Origin of the sequence: Xenorhabdus sp. PB61.4, from assembly GCF_963894935.1 — a bacterium.
Taxonomy (GTDB): Bacteria; Pseudomonadota; Gammaproteobacteria; order Enterobacterales; family Enterobacteriaceae; genus Xenorhabdus; species Xenorhabdus stockiae.
Map to the genome: position 1 here is coordinate 1 of NZ_CAWQJR010000151.1, position 16638 is coordinate 16638.

Annotated in this window: 25 protein-coding genes; 1 reads left to right on the forward strand and 24 read right to left on the reverse strand. The window is 48.2% G+C overall.

Annotated elements, in window-relative coordinates; all coding sequences use genetic code 11:
• The 10 genes from AACX68_RS08870 to AACX68_RS08915 form a co-directional block, all read right to left on the reverse strand.
• Positions 1 to 1003: phage tail protein (locus AACX68_RS08870; protein WP_228857859.1), on the reverse strand; the 1003-nt coding region annotated here is incomplete at its 3' end.
• 7 nt (positions 1004 to 1010) lie between these two features.
• Positions 1011 to 1661 (reverse strand): DUF2612 domain-containing protein, encoded by a 651-nt coding sequence (locus AACX68_RS08875; protein WP_228857860.1) that lies wholly within the window; start codon positions 1659 to 1661, stop codon positions 1011 to 1013.
• Positions 1658 to 2845 carry a baseplate J/gp47 family protein gene (locus AACX68_RS08880; protein WP_228857861.1) on the reverse strand — a complete coding sequence of 396 codons (1188 nt, stop codon included), beginning with the start codon at positions 2843 to 2845 and terminating at the stop codon, positions 1658 to 1660. Before AACX68_RS08880 ends, AACX68_RS08875 begins: the two co-directional genes overlap by 4 nt.
• Positions 2846 to 2848: 3 nt before the next feature.
• Positions 2849 to 3196: a hypothetical protein gene (locus AACX68_RS08885; RefSeq protein ID WP_228857862.1), complete on the reverse strand. Its 348-nt coding sequence runs from the start codon at positions 3194 to 3196 to the stop codon at positions 2849 to 2851.
• Entirely contained in the window at positions 3196 to 3951 is a 756-nt protein-coding gene (locus tag AACX68_RS08890; RefSeq protein WP_228857863.1) for a Gp138 family membrane-puncturing spike protein, read from the reverse strand. The genes AACX68_RS08885 and AACX68_RS08890 overlap by 1 nt, the downstream gene beginning before the upstream one ends.
• The gene (locus AACX68_RS08895) at positions 3951 to 4898 is read right to left on the reverse strand and encodes a phage protein (RefSeq protein ID WP_228857864.1); all 948 of its coding nucleotides are present in this window, start codon (positions 4896 to 4898) and stop codon (positions 3951 to 3953) included. Before AACX68_RS08895 ends, AACX68_RS08890 begins: the two co-directional genes overlap by 1 nt.
• A gap of 88 nt (positions 4899 to 4986) precedes the next feature.
• On the reverse strand, positions 4987 to 5370 hold the full coding sequence (locus tag AACX68_RS08900; RefSeq protein WP_228857865.1) for a hypothetical protein: 384 nt from the start codon (positions 5368 to 5370) through the stop codon (positions 4987 to 4989).
• 66 nt (positions 5371 to 5436) lie between these two features.
• Positions 5437 to 5694, reverse strand: coding sequence for a hypothetical protein (locus tag AACX68_RS08905; protein ID WP_228857866.1), 258 nt, complete (start codon positions 5692 to 5694; stop codon positions 5437 to 5439).
• 255 nt (positions 5695 to 5949) lie between these two features.
• Positions 5950 to 6813: a phage antirepressor KilAC domain-containing protein gene (locus AACX68_RS08910; RefSeq protein WP_228857867.1), complete on the reverse strand. Its 864-nt coding sequence runs from the start codon at positions 6811 to 6813 to the stop codon at positions 5950 to 5952.
• On the reverse strand, positions 6794 to 6979 hold the full coding sequence (locus AACX68_RS08915) for a hypothetical protein (RefSeq protein WP_228857868.1): 186 nt from the start codon (positions 6977 to 6979) through the stop codon (positions 6794 to 6796). Before AACX68_RS08915 ends, AACX68_RS08910 begins: the two co-directional genes overlap by 20 nt.
• Before the next feature lie 37 nt (positions 6980 to 7016).
• On the opposite strand from AACX68_RS08915, the gene AACX68_RS08920 reads away from it, so the two are divergent.
• Positions 7017 to 7406 carry an Arc family DNA-binding protein gene (locus AACX68_RS08920; RefSeq protein WP_228857869.1) on the forward strand — a complete coding sequence of 130 codons (390 nt, stop codon included), beginning with the start codon at positions 7017 to 7019 and terminating at the stop codon, positions 7404 to 7406.
• A gap of 11 nt (positions 7407 to 7417) precedes the next feature.
• On the opposite strand, the gene AACX68_RS08925 is transcribed toward AACX68_RS08920, so the two are convergent.
• The 14 genes from AACX68_RS08925 to AACX68_RS08985 are packed head-to-tail and all read right to left on the reverse strand — an operon-like array spanning position 7418 to position 16630.
• The gene (locus AACX68_RS08925; RefSeq protein WP_228857870.1) at positions 7418 to 7864 is read right to left on the reverse strand and encodes a hypothetical protein; all 447 of its coding nucleotides are present in this window, start codon (positions 7862 to 7864) and stop codon (positions 7418 to 7420) included.
• Between the two features lie 23 nt (positions 7865 to 7887).
• Complete coding sequence (locus AACX68_RS08930) at positions 7888 to 8190, reverse strand: phage baseplate plug family protein (protein ID WP_228857871.1); 303 nt, start codon at positions 8188 to 8190, stop codon at positions 7888 to 7890.
• Positions 8178 to 8771: a phage baseplate protein gene (locus AACX68_RS08935; protein ID WP_228857872.1), complete on the reverse strand. Its 594-nt coding sequence runs from the start codon at positions 8769 to 8771 to the stop codon at positions 8178 to 8180. The genes AACX68_RS08930 and AACX68_RS08935 overlap by 13 nt, the downstream gene beginning before the upstream one ends.
• Entirely contained in the window at positions 8771 to 10942 is a 2172-nt protein-coding gene (locus AACX68_RS08940; RefSeq protein ID WP_228857873.1) for a lytic transglycosylase, read from the reverse strand. Before AACX68_RS08940 ends, AACX68_RS08935 begins: the two co-directional genes overlap by 1 nt.
• Entirely contained in the window at positions 10929 to 11078 is a 150-nt protein-coding gene (locus AACX68_RS20175; protein WP_228857874.1) for a DUF6889 family protein, read from the reverse strand. Before AACX68_RS20175 ends, AACX68_RS08940 begins: the two co-directional genes overlap by 14 nt.
• Before the next feature lie 35 nt (positions 11079 to 11113).
• Complete coding sequence (locus AACX68_RS08945) at positions 11114 to 11557, reverse strand: phage tail assembly chaperone (protein WP_228857875.1); 444 nt, start codon at positions 11555 to 11557, stop codon at positions 11114 to 11116.
• Positions 11558 to 11569: 12 nt separating this feature from the next.
• Positions 11570 to 12013 carry a phage structural protein gene (locus tag AACX68_RS08950; protein ID WP_228857876.1) on the reverse strand — a complete coding sequence of 148 codons (444 nt, stop codon included), beginning with the start codon at positions 12011 to 12013 and terminating at the stop codon, positions 11570 to 11572.
• A 4-nt stretch (positions 12014 to 12017) separates the two neighbouring features.
• Positions 12018 to 13484 (reverse strand): DUF3383 domain-containing protein, encoded by a 1467-nt coding sequence (locus tag AACX68_RS08955; protein ID WP_228857877.1) that lies wholly within the window; start codon positions 13482 to 13484, stop codon positions 12018 to 12020.
• 5 nt (positions 13485 to 13489) lie between these two features.
• Positions 13490 to 14029 (reverse strand): phage neck terminator protein, encoded by a 540-nt coding sequence (locus AACX68_RS08960; RefSeq protein ID WP_228857878.1) that lies wholly within the window; start codon positions 14027 to 14029, stop codon positions 13490 to 13492.
• Positions 14026 to 14406, reverse strand: a complete 381-nt coding sequence (locus AACX68_RS08965) for a head-tail adaptor (protein ID WP_228857879.1) — start codon at positions 14404 to 14406, stop codon at positions 14026 to 14028. The genes AACX68_RS08960 and AACX68_RS08965 overlap by 4 nt, the downstream gene beginning before the upstream one ends.
• Complete coding sequence (locus AACX68_RS08970) at positions 14406 to 14957, reverse strand: hypothetical protein (RefSeq protein WP_228857880.1); 552 nt, start codon at positions 14955 to 14957, stop codon at positions 14406 to 14408. Before AACX68_RS08970 ends, AACX68_RS08965 begins: the two co-directional genes overlap by 1 nt.
• Positions 14954 to 15364 (reverse strand): DUF4054 domain-containing protein, encoded by a 411-nt coding sequence (locus tag AACX68_RS08975; RefSeq protein WP_228857881.1) that lies wholly within the window; start codon positions 15362 to 15364, stop codon positions 14954 to 14956. The genes AACX68_RS08970 and AACX68_RS08975 overlap by 4 nt, the downstream gene beginning before the upstream one ends.
• A complete protein-coding gene (locus AACX68_RS08980; RefSeq protein WP_228857882.1) occupies positions 15345 to 15692 on the reverse strand; it encodes an STY1053 family phage-associated protein in 348 nt (115 codons plus the stop codon). Before AACX68_RS08980 ends, AACX68_RS08975 begins: the two co-directional genes overlap by 20 nt.
• On the reverse strand, positions 15692 to 16630 hold the full coding sequence (locus AACX68_RS08985) for a DUF2184 domain-containing protein (protein ID WP_228857883.1): 939 nt from the start codon (positions 16628 to 16630) through the stop codon (positions 15692 to 15694). Before AACX68_RS08985 ends, AACX68_RS08980 begins: the two co-directional genes overlap by 1 nt.
• Between the last annotated feature and the right edge of the window lie 8 nt (positions 16631 to 16638).

Below are 16638 nucleotides of genomic sequence, written 5' to 3' on the forward strand. Positions count from 1 at the left end.
AGACTTTTTCCAGCTCCGGATATTGCCCTGCGTAGAAAGTCGAACCGTTACATTTCAGCCAACCAACCGGGGGAATGGCTAAAGGCCACGGAACCGGTACACCAATCGGCAGGGCTGAAAACGCCCCGAAAACAATGTCATTCAGTGTCGGCTTATTAATCGGGCTGTAAACCCGAAATCCTCCCACTTCATAAATACCGTTCCCCCCCACATACCCCGTCGCATCCACATTGCCGTTGACGATGCCGCCCGTTTTCGGGTAAGCCCCGATGTCATCGGGGGTGGGTTTATTATTCGCGCTGTAAACCCGTATTCCCCCCGCTTCATACACGGCAGTACTGGATAAGTACCCTGTCACATCGACATTCCCATTGACGACGCCGCCCGTTTTCGGGTAAGCCCCTATGTCATCGGGGGTGGGTTTATTATTCGCACTGTAAACCCGTATTCCCCCCGCTTCATACACGGCGGTACTGGATAAATACCCCGTAGCATCAATATTTCCATTGACGATACCGCCTGTCACAGGATAAGCCCCGATATTACTAACAAATTCAGGCTTATTGGGAATATCCGCCCCGTTCTTCGCTTTCTCAAGACGACTATTGGCGTTATCGTTGACCTGATTCACTGCTTTAGATGTTGCCGCTACATTCTCTGCATTGCTGTCTGTGGCATTACTCAGTTTGGTAATACCTGCCGTAGTGAGTGAGGCATTGGGCACATTGGAACTGACTGTTGCCTTTAATGCGCTCAGCAACCCTTTTTGCAGGGCGACTAAATCCCCATCATCCAACACATCCTGATTGTTTGTTTCCGCGATAAACTGTGCGACCACAGCTGCTATCACAGATGCCTGCCGCCAGACTTTATTTAGCTCCTGCGACTTCGCTACACCGGAACTAAAACCATTAGTCCGAGCAATCAGCTTGCCGTACTCGTCGTTGGTTAATACGTTTGCCCCGTCCGCGATCCCGAACGGGAGAAATTCATTTTTTGCCATAATCCCCTCACAGTTTTACTGCCCAGCCGCCGACATCAAATCCGGCAACCACGTCATGTTGAATGTCAAAACCAAACAGCCCACAATCGGCTGAATTGATATAATTGTTAACTCTCACGGCCTCCGGCTTAATGTTCAGATAGCCTTGTCGAATAACCGCTTTAATCACCTCCGGTATCACGCCGCCCGTCATAAACACATCCATTGTCATATTCTGGTTATCCACGAAAAACAGCGTGGTTTTACTGTCTGGCATGATGCGCTGGTAAATCCGCTCTAACATCTCGCCGGAGCCATCCCAGTGATTAGCCTCAATTTTTACCCGCAGTAACGTGCGATAAGTTTCGTCGTCCAGTTCCGTAAATCCGCTGTCACTGTCATATCGCCGCCTCCAGCTCCCCTGATCAAAACCGATGCCGTTCATATCCAGTGAGAAATAAACGCCTACAATCGGCGTTTTCACATAGCGTGATAAGCCTATCCACTCGCCGACCGCATCCAATTGCACACCAACGGCCCTATCCAGTGAAAAGGCATCATTGAGCTGTAAGGTCTGTTGAGCAATGTCAGAGAGTGAACGGGTAATAAGGTCGATGTGAGTAACGAATTTTGGTGCTGTCCGGTGCTGTGGGGTAATGAGTTTTAAGTAATCTCTCATGTCACCACCAGTTTAATGTTATCGGGTTGGCAGATAACAGCCTCGTTGTACTGGGTTTTCAGGTTGCCCATAACCACTGATCCCGCCGTGCGCCCGATTTTGATGTCCGTGATATCGTAGGTCTTGCCCTCATCATCGTCAGGCAGGTTCGCAGGTGTAAACAGCTTGGTCAGGTACACACTGTCCCCGATATGCACAGAGTTAATGTAATCGGTCACGCCTGCTTTTATCCGGTCGCCGACTAACGTGGTATAACCATCAAAAGGCGTCAGGTGAATTTCAATAAATACGGATACATCCACCGGACGAGAGAAACGTATCGGATGGGTGATCTGGTAACGGTCAGCGACTTTAATCACTGTGTCACCGAACGTACCGCCACCGGGTGTTTTCTTTAACGCAATAGTACGGGCAATCGTACTGGCATCCCCACCATCAACAATCATTGCAATAGAGTGCCCCGGAATACCGTATTCATCCGTTTGCCCGGTATCGTTCTCAAAGCCCCGTAAGCGTGAAACACCGGGGATCAAACTGATAGCCCCCAGTATGCCATCCAATACAGTACGAGAAGGTAAAGCGACTGAGCTACGCTGGCGTATCCGCAGTTCCCCGTCGGTCTCAATGGCTCTACCCGGTGTGGCGATAGAATGGTTGGTCACTTTCTGCCAACCGCGAGTGGGTGTGCCAATGCCATTAATATCGCCAATAGCCGCTGTGATCCCGCCTGATGTCTGACAGGTTGCCGTGACGATGACAGAGCCATGTGTACCAATAGTGACCGTATCCGGCAAACGCCAAGAGTAACCCTGCACATCACGCACCGTGCCATTTTTGATGACCGTGCCGACCTGCCCGATAATTTCCACATCACAGGTGGATTTGGTGGTTCTGTGGCGGGTCATGCCGTTAATGGCAACGTTGTTTGACAAGGCTGAACCTGTCGCTGTTGACGGGCTGAATGAGTTATACGCAGCAATAACTGTATTATTGGCATCATGGATAGCCAAGGCATAAATTGCCACCATCTGCCCGTCTTGGCTGTCCGGGTCAAGGTACGCATCCTCACCGTAAATCTGGTGGAAATACCCTGTAAGCCGGGCCAATATCGTTGGGTAATCAGGCGCAGTGATGCCGCTCGCGGTAATTTTCGCCGCAAGCCCTAATGTGTCTAGATTAAGCATAAGTTACCGTTCGCTGGTGAGTGTCGTTTGACCGTAGCGGGTGTTGATAGTGGCTGTGATGGTAATTTTTCGGGTGTTCGGGTCGCGGGTAGCATCAAGCGATAAGATCCCCGTTACGCCTTCTGTATCAAGAATGCGCTCCTCAAGCGCAAGCGCACTGGTGTAGTTCTTCTCCAGCACCGCTTCCCGATAGAGTGTCCCTTCCTCCATATCCAAAAACCAATCCCCGCGCCATAAATCGAGTCGGGTTTTTACCGCCTGAGCCACGGTTTCAGGGGAATCAATCAGAAACGTATTATCCCCCTGCCCGAAACTGTAATCGCCGTTAGCATCCTGTCGTCGGTAGCGCATTATTGCGGCCCTCCTGTTGTACCGTCTCCGGTTCTGACGCCATTGTGCTTGTGTGTCATCAGACTGATACCGCCTGCGGTGACATCGTTTTTCACTTTCACTGGCCCGTTCATTGTCGCTTCACCGCCATTCGCGCCCATACCTTGCGACAGGTTGCCGTTAATAACCACATTGCCATTTAACACAATGGTCGGTGAAGTGATCTCCGTACCTTTGTTCGCAGTCGCGGTCAATTTGCCGGGGGTTTTGACCGTGATGTTATGGTTACTGGGGTTCAGCTCAATAAATGCGGCGCCATCATCCGTGCGCAATTGGGCAGATTGAGTGCTGATATTGCTGATTTTCCGCGCCTGAGACTGTGGCCCTACAAACGCAAAGCCATCAGACAGATGATGCTGGCGCGGGTCTACGGGTTCCTGAACACCGCCGTTCTGCCACCAGTAATCAATGCAGCGGTCAGCGAATACCACCAGGCATTCATCCCCAGGCTTAATTGGAAATGTCAGCGTCACTCCACCACCACGAGGAAATATTACCGGCACGTCCACCAGTAAGGGTAAAGCGACGGATTCTGTCTTGCCTGTTTCGTCTGTCATTTTCCAGCGTATCGCAGGCTGTGCTGTCACAGTCACGGCATCCGGATTGAATGACTGGACAATGCAGGGAATGGAAACATACAACCCTGAGCTGACCGACTCCTGCATCAGCAAGAACGGCGTTTCAGGGTGGTTCATGCGTTCAAAATTAGTGATCATTATCGGGTATCCGTGGCTAGTGCTGCCTGAGTCATAAGTGTTTGGTCAGATTTGGCGACACAAATCAAATCCATGTAGTATGCCTTCTCGCGGGTATCGCCAAAGTAGCTGACGTTTATCACGATATAATCACCATCGGCATCAGTTGCTGCGGGAATTTCTAGCGACCCCTCGTAGCTTTCTCGTCGGGCAATAGCGCCAGTTGATAAACCCACTTCATTGATGGATTTATTATCTATCCGAATGAGTGTACCCGGTCTGATTTTCGGGTTAATCAGGCACTTTACGTTAATACCCGCGCCTATGGTCTGTTCAGGCATGCCAATTAATCCGGTGTTATAGTTCAGCACCACGGCCTCGGTGAGATAAACGTTTCTGGGGATAATGTGGCACTGACCGTCCTCGTAACGCCATTCGGCATTATTCTGTTTAGCGAAAAGGTTCATTTCATCGCGTTGCATACCGAAGAGAACCTTGCCACGCGGGGCTACATTTAACTGAAGCTCAGGACGTAAACCGTAAGTTATTTTGTACTGCTCAAGGTTTCGCATTAGTAGCCGGTCGATATCCTGCTGTGTGTAGCCGGATGCGATAGTGATATTAATCTTGGCATTGTTATATGCCTGGTCGCCGTCTCCGGCCTGTATCACCACGTAATTATCCGTAGGGCTGTCGCGCCCGGTGTAGGTGTACTGGATTTCCCCGGAGAATATCTGGCCTGAATTGTCTTTGTATCCGGCTGAGAACTGAATAAATTTGAACTCATGCTTGCGGATTTTGCTCCGTGTCTCGTCGTTCAGGTTATAAATTTTGAAAATGCCCGTGGCAGGGTAAGCAAAAGAGGGACGGGTAATATTGAACTTAATTTTCAGCTCAGAGAGGTCAAGTCCGTCGCCGTTCTCATCCGCCACAATCAGCTTGCATTCGCGAAGCCATTGTTTTGACATAGTGACTCCGTATAAAAGAAAAACCCGCTTTATGAGCGGGTTAGTTATCCGGCTTCCACCATTGGTGGATTCCGAAATTATCAATAACTTAGGGTTGTTTTTTCACAGGTTCTGCCTGTTGACTATGGATTACTACCGGTTGTGGAGGTGACGAAGCACCTTTACCTGACATTATCCAACTGGAAGCCAGCATAACCACCGACATAATCACTGTGACCAAAGTTAGTCCTATTGCCGTTGACCATTGCGTTGTGGCAATACTCGTTTTCAAACCATCAATTTTACCTTCTACCGCGTCTAGCTTCCCATCAACCTTAGCGAGTGAAGTAGTAATATTGGAAAACTGCATGGTCTGTTGTGCTCTCCACTCAGCCATATCTTGCTTCATAGTGGCGGCAACAACATCAACCTCAGCTTTATTCGCCCTCAGGAGGGCTTCAAGCTCTGTTTTACTTAAGCTACCAGTAGACATATTCCCTCCTTATTATTGATTGTAATTTTAACACTGACTGGTTATATAATCACCAAATAAAGCCCCTTAACGAGACAGCACTTCATGTATTGGGTGATCGAACGTTGCAATGCTTTCCCCGTCGTGAATAAAGCGCATCCGGTTCAGTAACTCTTCCACAATCTTCTGAGTAGCCAGCAAATCTTTACGCAACCGCCAGTAAGCCTCGGCATCGACTAAAACCTTACCTTCAGGCAGCGCTTCGCCGGTAACGATAGCTTGAGGATCTTCATAGAATTTAGTATTTGTTGTATTACCAGTTTCATTAACTGTTATAATTGTCATTGTCTGTATTCCTATGGGTAGGTTATGGACTGCTTAATAGAAGCCCTCCAGACTATTGCAACTAGCTGGGGGGCTTCGCCTTTTTTGGAACAGCACTATTTATTACGTTATTGTAACCTTTTGTAAAGTCAGTTCAGTTTAAAGTGCGAACCGCCTCGAATATTAAACTATTTATACTCGCGTAATGGCCTGAAACTTATTGTTAATACCAATTACCCTTGTTAAATTAGTTAATTCTGTTACAAAGATGCGTTATCAAGCAACTTCCTCTACCTCTAATATCTTAGCTAATTTCGCAATCCCTTTCGCCGTTACCAGCACCTGCTCACGGGTTTGTTCTTCACCTTCGCTGTCGGTGAATGACCTTACTTTGTGCTCAAGAACGCCCTGCTGTAATTTGTCCTGATAACCAAGCCAGTTCTTATTACCTGTTCTGCGGTAGATCCACTTCATTGAGTGCAGCTTGTCAAAAAGCGCTTTTGGTTTAATTTGAAGATGTTTAGCTGCGTCAGTAATACACATACTGCCGTTAGATTTCGCTATGCGCTCAAAGGCTTTAACATCCGGTGTCATTTCGGCGACCTGATCTTCAAGACCTTTATTTTCCAGTAGTAAACGTTCTTTATCTTCTTCCGCCTGAATGACCATTAGCGCAAGCTCTTTTACGTTCGGTAATCTTGAAGGCGTGTTGCGGCGCTCTTGCTCTAATATAATTAAGCGATCAATGACTGCGGCACGGCGAACAACATCATAGCCGGTAACCAGAATTTCAGTATGGCGACGGTCGAGTAGGTATTCCCAAGCATTAGGGTTATTCTTATCGTACTGAACGCACTCAACACCTTGATTTGTAATGTAAAGCAGATTTGCTTTACGGATATAATCGGTTCCCTTACCCCCATGAAGCCCAGCTAACATTGCTCGGATATCACGGCATATATCAGCATGATTTTTACCAGTCAGCTCCGCAATATCACGGCTTGACATGGTGACAGCTTGTGTTGTAGGTGCTAAAATGTTCATAGCGTTATTTCCTTGTTGATTGGTTAACGTTGTTCTAGAAGCCCCGATGGTTGCCGCCGTTGGGGTTTTGCTTTTATTAGATTTCAACTGCTTCATTCCTACTACTCCTTTCCTCCGCGTACCAGGCTAAAGCCTGATTCAGAACGGCATTCTGAGAAAGACCATCTTTAGCCGCTAACTTACGAAGCTGCTCTTTCAGGTGCTCAGTCGTCCTAAACTGCATAACTTCGCTTTTCTTTTGCACATTTAAGTTAGTATTCATTTCAACTCCCTTCTGTAGTATACATTGGATACCATTAATGGCTACCATTGAGATACTAGTAGCCATCGTATACCATGTCAATATCATTTTTCACTGGATTTTGATTATGAGCCGTGACCCACAAATAAATATTCGTCTACCGCAAGACCTTAAAGAAGCTGTGCATGACATGGCTTCATATAATAAGAGATCTGTAAATGCTGAAATTGTTGCAGTTTTATTGGATGCGGTCAGAAAACATCGGAGACATCAAATAGAAACTCTAACCGAAGGCGCAATCACTGAAGAGGATCTGGCATCTGCTGAATTAGCTGCATCAAAATTAGATAAAGAAACTAAAAGAGAGATCCAAAAATATTTAGATGAAATAATTACTAAATATGAGAGTAAATTGCCTGAACTCTCCAAATTAAAAAAAGCCCCATAATGGGGCTGTTATTATTGCAAGATACATTCGGCCATTGCTACACTTGTCTCATTACCTTTAGTGTCTTTTTTGATAATAGCAACCATTCCCATAGGCTCAGTAATGCCGAGGATATATAAATCATCTCGTGTCATAGTGGTGTAAACAGTTTCTGTCGATCCTTTAGTATGATTTACTAAAAAAGGAGTTACTACTTTTGTTCCATTATCAAAATTAATAAACATCCTCTTAGAATCACTATGCTTGTCACTTTTAATAGCAATAGTGCCTTCACCTATCGAAGGTTGAGAATAAAAATCATCCTTTATGCGCTTGTTATACGGAAACACTTTGCAAGAATAGCTACCATCTTTCATTAGAATATTAAAATTTTTGTCTCTATAGATCCCAGTTGAATCAGTTGAAGCCTCTGCAACTCCTGACATAAACAGCAATACAACAGCTATTGTCTTTAGCATTATTCGTCTCCATTAGCTACCTGCTAAGATATAACAAAGTATAGCCTGTTGTTCTTGCCTAACTCTTCCTTATCTGTCTCGTTTTGGGTGTTATAGCAATAAAAAACCAAAGAGCCGTTAAAGCCTAAATAACGGTGCTGTTCTAAAATGTCCACACCAAAGACTAGCGGCAATCCAGATACAATCGGCTCACTATTAGGGTGCATAATATCTAATATCCATCCTGCACAATCCCTGTGCTGTAAGCGCATCCGATAATTAATACCGCCTAACTGGATATCGAACTGTTGATTTTCAGCTTGCAAAGGGATTTCTACTGTGCCCATTCGGTTAACCTCTCTATGCCGCGCCTTATTATTTTTATTACGCTTTTATTTTTAGGTTCAACTGGCGTTTTAGTTCCTTTATCTGCAACAGGGCCAGTAGTAAGCGGGTCTTTCATTCGCTCTGCGGGGACTTCAATGCCGTCAAGTACGCGAGTTTCGACGATAATCACCTCGCGCAAGGTTAAAGTAACCATCAGAACATTTTCAGACGTTTTGTCTGTAGTCACCTCAATGGCTCGGATCAGCATATTCTTATACTGGCGCTTCCCTGTGGTCACATTGAACGGTTTCTTTGAGGCTTTTAACGCTAATAACTCTTGATAGATGGCTTTAGGACTTTTACCGAATGAACCACCACCAAAATCAAAGAGATCAATCAATGAACCGCCACCAGCAAAGCCCAATTCCATCGTGACCTCAGAGGGCTTGTCATAGGCATGGTCACTGATAGCCGCTCCACTTTGTACCGGATGCTCAGTAATCTCTGTGGAATCTTGGTGCTTTTCCGATATCACCACGCTGGGTACTATCATTCCGATTTTTCTCGTTCCCTGAGAAAATAACACTGATAAAATATCCATCAGCTCACCTTTGTTTGTAGGTTGCGTACCAGTATGGCATTTGTGCGCTGTACCGTTTCTCCGGTTAACGCAGCGGTTTCAAGGGGGGATGATGTTCCGCTTACATTGATGTTATAGACTGGTGCAATGGTTGTTTGATTCTGCGCCAGTGAAGATGCTGCTCGCAGGTACTCTGGCGTATAACTGCTATGACTCAGCATATTCTGGATATTAGGCATGGCGTTCTCAAACATACTTAGGTCGAAATTGAAGCCACTATTTTTGGCTAATGCTTTAGTGGGATCAGGCGCACCAGTGATTGCCGCCATGATTAACTGCTTAGAGTAAGGTAGAGGCTTTCCTATCTCTCTTTGGCTCATGGCGTTCATCAACGTATACATAACATTGTGGTCTTTCAGATCGAGTTTATCTGAGGGATTTACTCCTAGAGCCTTAGCAACATGGGTGATATAACCTTCTGTATCGTTGCGGTCTTCTTTAGGTGCCCATTTCTTCACTATTGCCTCAACAGACTGACGTTTAACACCATCTGTTAACCCATCAAAATATCGCCGCAATTGCCAAGCGGTGCGCTCCAATCCATTGTACACAGTGTCAAATTTAGCGAATCTGGCACCTTTACCACCCTCAAGAACCGCATTTTTTTGTTTGGCAAAGTTTATGTTTAGCGGGTTATTGTTGCGTTCACCACGCGTCAATGTTTTCGCTTGCTTGTTTGAGTCATCTTTGGAAGGGGCGCCACCGAGCCATTCAGGTAAATACTCATTCAGTTTATTATTTAATTCAAAGTACCACTCTTTGACAGCATCGTGATGACGCTCTCCGGCTTTACTGCCTATCGTGTTTGTTTCCTGTTTATTTTGCTCGCTACCATTCCACGCCAGCTTGAGCGCCTCCCAGGCTAAAGTAAAATCACCGTTGTTAAGGTGATTTAACGCAGCCACCAAGTGCGAGAGCATTTCACTTAATCCACCTAGACTCTTCAACAGGCTTTCGAACTCAAACTTTAATGACCACTCTTTGGGGTTAATGCCCAATAATTTTAGGATTTCTTCACCTAACGCTTTGAATTCCTTCGTTAGTTGAGTAACTTCTGCTTTAATTTTCTTAAGTGCACCTTCCCACTTACCCCAATCAAATTCACTATCGCCTTTTTCTTTCCAAGTCTGATAGTCGTCATAAAGCAGAAACAAGGCAGCAAGTAAGACAGTCAGCGCGCCAATGGGTGAGAATAAAAACTTCGAATTGAGCGCCCACCAAGCAACAGCAATTGCGCCGAAGACTTTAATCAGGTCTTTACTGCCTTCGTCTAATCTTTGCCACCAACTGATAATATCCTGTATACCTTGCGCACCGCGATAGACCATTTGCCCCAGCACTTCGGACATTGTGAGGATAGCCTTCGTTACGGACATAATGACTTTTTCGATGGTAGGCCACTTATCCAGTATGAGTTTGGTGAGCTTTTCTATGCTGGGTGTTAAGACTCTCGACAGTTCCCCGCCGGTTTTATCCTTACCTGTACCAATGACCGTTTTCAGCTTGTAAAACTCAGTCATAAAGGCGTTGGCGTGTTTCGCAGCGGAAGTAGGGTTATAGCCCATCGTGCGCATGATTTGACGGTAGTCAGCGGCATAACCCCCCATGCCACGACGCATGGCAAGCATGGTATTCTCGTCAATACCGAGCATATTTGCGTACTGATTGGCCCGATAGTTTGGCATCCCTGACAAACGCTCACCCACCAGCGCGACTAAAGAAGCGGTATCCCTGAGCTGTCCGTTGGTATTACGGGTCTGAATACCCATATTACGCAGGAAGCCTTCGCCACCCGGATTGTTACGCAGGAACCGGGCAACATTCTCAAGAGACGAGTTCAGCCCCTCGACCGTACCGCCTGCCTGAGTGACAGCATACCCAAAGGCTTTAATCTGTTCGGCTGAACCGCCTGTGCGCTGCGCCTGCCAGTAAAGTTTGTCCAGATTGGTAGCGACGACAGCCGTAAAGCCCACCACTGAGGCCGCTGCACCTTCCACCACTGCGCCGAATTTTAAAACGTTAGCGGTCACACCGGCGATCACCGAACTGAATTTTTTCTCATTGGCTTTATCTACTTTGAAGCCCAGTGAGACTAAAAACTCTTTAATCACATCTGCGTTAGTGTTGCTCATCTCTCCACCGTGCTATCAGGGCCTCGTTTTCGGCGTCTACATCGAGTGCGTCATTCATCAGGGCGACATCGGCCAGATCGATATCGCCGTTCTTTAATGACTGGAAGGTACACATGCCGTGAGTAATCAGGCGCATCAGGTAAGAACGCCCATTCGGTAAGGTTTCTAGGTCTAGACTGGGTTGTCCGGGGATGACTCGTCGTTCTCTGGCAGTGCGGGAAAAAAATTACCCAGTGCATCCTTAATCACCTGACCGACGATTTTCAGTAAATCCAGCCCGTTGATATCATCAAACATCAGTTGTCCGCTGGCATAGACTTCTGACCAGACGCCGCTGTTCTCCCGGCTGACCACTGACAAACAGATATCGTTAATGTCATAACGGGACTCTTTCCCTAGTGAACGTATCGCCTCGGCTAAGGGGATGATCAGGTTTGTCATATCCTCCATCGCAAAGACCGGCTTACCATCTTCACCGACGCTGCTCGGCTTCAGGTTTTCCCAGACGCTTTTTAAGGCCGGTACAACCGGAATGAGGGCTACTGCCAAATCCTGTTGCTGAAACGCATTCAGTTTGCCCGCCCGGTATTTCTTACCGCTGATTTCAAATTCCATGGTTATTCCCCGTTAAAATGTGCCAAGAATGGTGTCGATTTTGCCGCAGTCAAATACCCAGCTATTGGTATTACCGACTTTAGCGTTAGAGATGTCCGGTATTTTCTGGAACGCCACCGAACGCGCTGCGATGGTATCGCCAGAGACTTTGTTACGAATAAGTATGAGATTATTGCCCCATGTGGCTGACGAGAACTGCTGAGCGTTATACATCATCATCAGTTTGGCGTTAGCCGGTGAGGTTTTCAGTAACGTGACAGTCACCGTGCCTGCCTTGCCTGCGTGTAAAGAGTGCATCACTTCGCCGTCTGCGCCCGTGGTCATGGTGCTTTTGGATTCCAGCATTGCTACCACGATCCCCTCTTCGGAGGTGGCAGCACCATTACCCAAATCGACCGAACCGCCGACACCGGTTATCGTGGCGGACACGTCGATAAATGAATAAGTATTCGCCATGTTATTACCTGTTTACGTTAATAATGACATCAGCAAAGTGCACCGCACCCGCCAGCTTAATTGCACACTGAATGACCGGTGCTTTACGTTTCTCGCGTTCGGCCTGTACCTGCTCCACAATCGGCTGTGCGTAGGTGTAATAGCCTTTGGTCAGCATCTCGCCGCGATTCAGTGCACCGAATGAGTCACCACCCCAGATACCCGGTGCAATCAGACCATTGGTCACGCCCTGAGCCAGTGACTGTTCGACATTCGCCAACAGTTGGGTTACGCCTTCATCAGTCTGAGGAATTTTGGTCGTACTGGTGTACAGCAGGTTATACAGATTGGTCTGAACATAGTTTTGTAACCAGTCCAGCCCGTGGCGCTCGTCAATGAACGTACCATTTGCCATCACACCTTCCTGCACAATCGCGGTGTCATTGTTGTAGTGGACAAAGACGTTACCGTTTTTGGCTTTCAGGGCATTAGCCTGAGTAGCCGTGAGTAACTCCGCACTGACAGCAGGCTCTTGTTTGAATTTCAGGGTGATAGTGGTTCGATTGCCCTGAAAATTGACCGTAAACATACGACCAAACAGCGAAGCAATAGCATACGGCTGTGAGGAGTATTGCCACAGTGTGCGGCTTAAGAATGCGCCTTTCAGTTGTGAGCCGATATCGGTCACCACATCTGGGTCTAAGACATCGGTTTTAGTGACGGTATGCCCGTAAATGCGGGATACTGAGGCGGATTCAATGTAACGCCCTACACTCGTAACATCACGGTCAGACAGGGTATTATCGGCAATCACCAGCCCGTACCATGCCCCTGAGACTTCGCCCAACGCTTTGACCGCTTCGGCGATAGTTTCCGGTTCAGTCGGGTCAATGGCTGTTGCGCCAGAGTCTGCATCCAGTTTCAGGATATCGCCGATATAAGAGCCACTATCTGAACGAGTGACATACCCCAGCTTGCCGGAAGTTTGCAACGAGACCGTAAAGCGGGAAGAAATACTGTCCCAGCGGACTGAGGCATTTTTCAGCTTCTCAGCAACCCGTTCCGCCACACCATTAAGGTTGGTTTCTTTACTGAAGTCGATACCGGTGATGAGGGTGTCTTTACCGTCAATAGGCAGTTTAAAAGCGCCATCGGTAATGACTGTAAAGCGACTCATGGCCTGTTCTGCCCGGCTGAGGACAGCGCCCCGTAAAGCCGCATAAACCTGTGTTTTTGCCCAGCGTCCGATATACAAATCAATTGGCTGGGGTGACTGTGAATAGTACAGCGCAGCGGCCTGATACTCCGGGGTATCCATGCCAAAGTCTGCGCCCACGCCTTCAATGTCGGTGTAATAACGCAGCCGTTCGTGTGTGTTGATCACGTCACTTCCCCCGACAATCAGCAAGGAGCCGAAATTCCGACTCGATGCGGCACGGGGCGCCATGTTAATTTTGACATTAACAATGCTGCTAATAGGTAAGCCCTGCATAAGGGTTAATCTCCAAAGAATTGTACAGGTGCGTCCCTGATGGCTTTGGTGCCGTATCGACGCACAACCTTGCGCCGCAATATGACCGTTATGTCATAGCGGCGTACCCACTGGTTATTGATATGTTCAGGAAAAGCGGTAATACCGCTGTGTTTCACAACTGACAGACCTAACTTATTCAGCTCAGCGTTGTTCTGGCTGAGACTGATCCCATCGCGAAAACGGGTGATATACCACTGACTGCGAGGGCCGTAGAACGAGGCTGAGCATTCAAACTCTTCATGCCGCCAGAGTTCACCGTGTTCCTGCGTCTGGTTGGTAAAGGCCGGGTTATCATCGACGGGCAGTTCAACAATACCGAAGCCACACCAGTTGTTGTCGGCAGACGGTTGTGCCGCTGGGGCAGGTGTCCAACGTGGTCGTACCATCCCATTCGGCAATCCGGATACCGCCCGCAACCATTGGCTGAGTAACCGCTCTAACTCCTCATCATAGGCAGGTTCATTATCCGGTGTTAACCAGCCCGCCTGTTCTGAGGTGTTCATGACGTGCCCCCGTCAAAGGGAAGCAGTTCACAATGTGCCTGGACAAAACCCGCGCCGTAAGCGGTGTAAGGATCGACGGATTTCACCAGATACTCACGGTTCTGATAGGTCACAATATCCCCCGCCCGACCGGTTTCACCGGCTATCAGACGCTCAGTCGTAATGACCAGAATCGTACCCGTCACCGTCTGCCCGGACATACGAAGCTGAGCTTCAACAGCGCGGTCAACCGTTACCACACCAGAAAAAGGTGTGATAGTGTCAACCGTGGTAGGAAAACCATCATCATCGACCCGCACAACCCGGCGTTTTACAGTCAGTGAGGTATCACAAAAATCAGGGTCATACAGAATGTCAGTCACATCCAATAAGTCCATTAGTCCCCCTTATCTCTCACCACATAAGTGATTGAACGACGATAATCACCGGTATCAATCAGCGGTCGGGCATTCGCGTTATTCGGTGTGCCTCCTGCTCGTCTGTTTTCCAGCTCAGCTTTTGCACCTTTACGTGGCCCTTCTTTCCGATAGGCGCGAGCATAAACCGTCGAGTCTGCCAATGGCTCAAAGTCATTAGTGGTCATGTAGCGTTGAACCCCCTGAACAGCAATCTGTCCTGCTTTGCTCAACGCCTTTTCTGCCTTGTCCTGCTTCCCCTCCAGCACCGCTTCTGCCGCGATTTTCAGTTGCTCTGTGGTTTTGTCTTCCACCGAACGAATACCGGGGCGAAGATGAGGACGGGGCGGAATGTTCTGAGCCGGTGAGCCGAATTCGTTGATATAGCCAATCCCGGCATTACCGAACGGTACATCCTCACGCGGGCTGTTTTCCGCAGGAACACCGACTAATACATCCCGGTTGCCGATGGTTTTCAGGGCCTTCAGAATGGCATTGGCCTTATCCACTTTGATAGTCAGTCCGCTTTTCATAGCTGAATACCTCCCGCACCAAACGTCAGCAACAGATCATAGAATTCAGCGCCGTAACGGGTGTTGTTCCAGAATCCGGCGTTCGGATTAAGGACTGCGCCGGTATCATAACTGGCGCTCACCTTGTCTACTGATTTGGACGACAACACGCCGCTGTTGGCCCCGCCCGCACCACCTCTTGCCGCTGATCGACTGTCTGCCGACCAGAGCGCCATATAATGGGCCACCATCAGTTCGACCAGATAACCGAACATCTCCCCCAGTCGGTGTTCATCCAACTGCTTATCCGCCAGATTTAACCGGAAACGGATTTGGGCATCAGGGAATTTGTCGGTATCAGAGAACTGAGGGAAGTCGGCGCGGAATTGTTCTACAGTGGGCAGGTGCTTATTTCTTGTTGCCCCCATTTTTACCTCCGCTAGCCGGCGGCTCCTCCGGTTTAGGATTACCCTGTATCAGTAACTCGCCGATGTGGGTATCGCGCTCTTCGAGCTGCTGTTTCAGTTCAGCAATCTGGCGGTCACGCTCTTCTATCGCTGCGCGAAGTTCGGTGATCTCAGCATCATAGTCCGCCGGGATACTCTCTTCTGCCGCCCCCACGATTTCAGCATGTGCCTGTACAAACCAATGTTTGGCCACATCTTCACTGACATGATGAACCCCCGCGTCAAAGTCCTGAACTTCACCCGTGACAGGGGTGAAATGAAAGGGTGTATGTACCTTGATTTTCAACATTAAATACCATCCATATAGTTCACGGTTTCACGGTAAACCAGTTCAACCGCACCCAGTTTGCCGTAATAGGTCACCATCTGGTACAAGCCACGGTACTGAATCGGGATACTCTGCAACGGCACCATCGGGAAGCGGATAAACTTCTTATCGTTGGTGTAGGCCATTGCCCGATCTTTGCCTGCTGTCCCCGCGCCTTTCGCCCATTTCACCGCACGGATATTCAGCGGCGTACCGTTCTGATGGTAAGCAATGGTGTTCGTTTGCAAGTAAGTCAGCAAAGACTGGTTACCTGCGGTAGAAACAATAATGGAAGAGAGCAGCGCATACTGTTCAGGGGCAATCAACAGATCGGTCGGCACCATCGTATAGGCAGATTTGGCCCACGCTTCACTCAGCAACTGGTTGATGCTTTCGCGGATTTCATCCGGTGTCGATTGTGCCCACGGTTTACGGGCATTGCTGGGTTTCACGCTTTTCTGGTTAAACAGTCCTTGCAAATTCAGACTGTCATCACCGACATACACCTGTTCATCTGCGTCCATGTTCCATTTTAAGATCATGCCATCATGCTTCTGGGAATCGATAGGACGACCAACTTCCCGTGCCGCATTCAGTTCAATGATGGTCCAGCCCAGCTCCATTCCCCATAACGTCAATGGATGCCCGTCACGCTCGATGTTGACACTGATACCTGCCAGCGCGGTAGCATTGCCGCTGACCCAGTTCTTGCCATTCGGATTGACTGAACCCGCGGCCGCAAACTGCGTGTTTGTCCATGTTGCCATTTCATCGGCAATGGTCACGTCTTCCCGCATCTGGATATCGCGGCTGTAGGTGTATTGTACTAAGGGCAGGTTGATAGTCTGGTCCATGCGTTCCAGCTCGCCCTTTAGAAACACACCACTGTCATCGATGGTGCGTTGGTCAAATGTAAGCATAAGTCCCC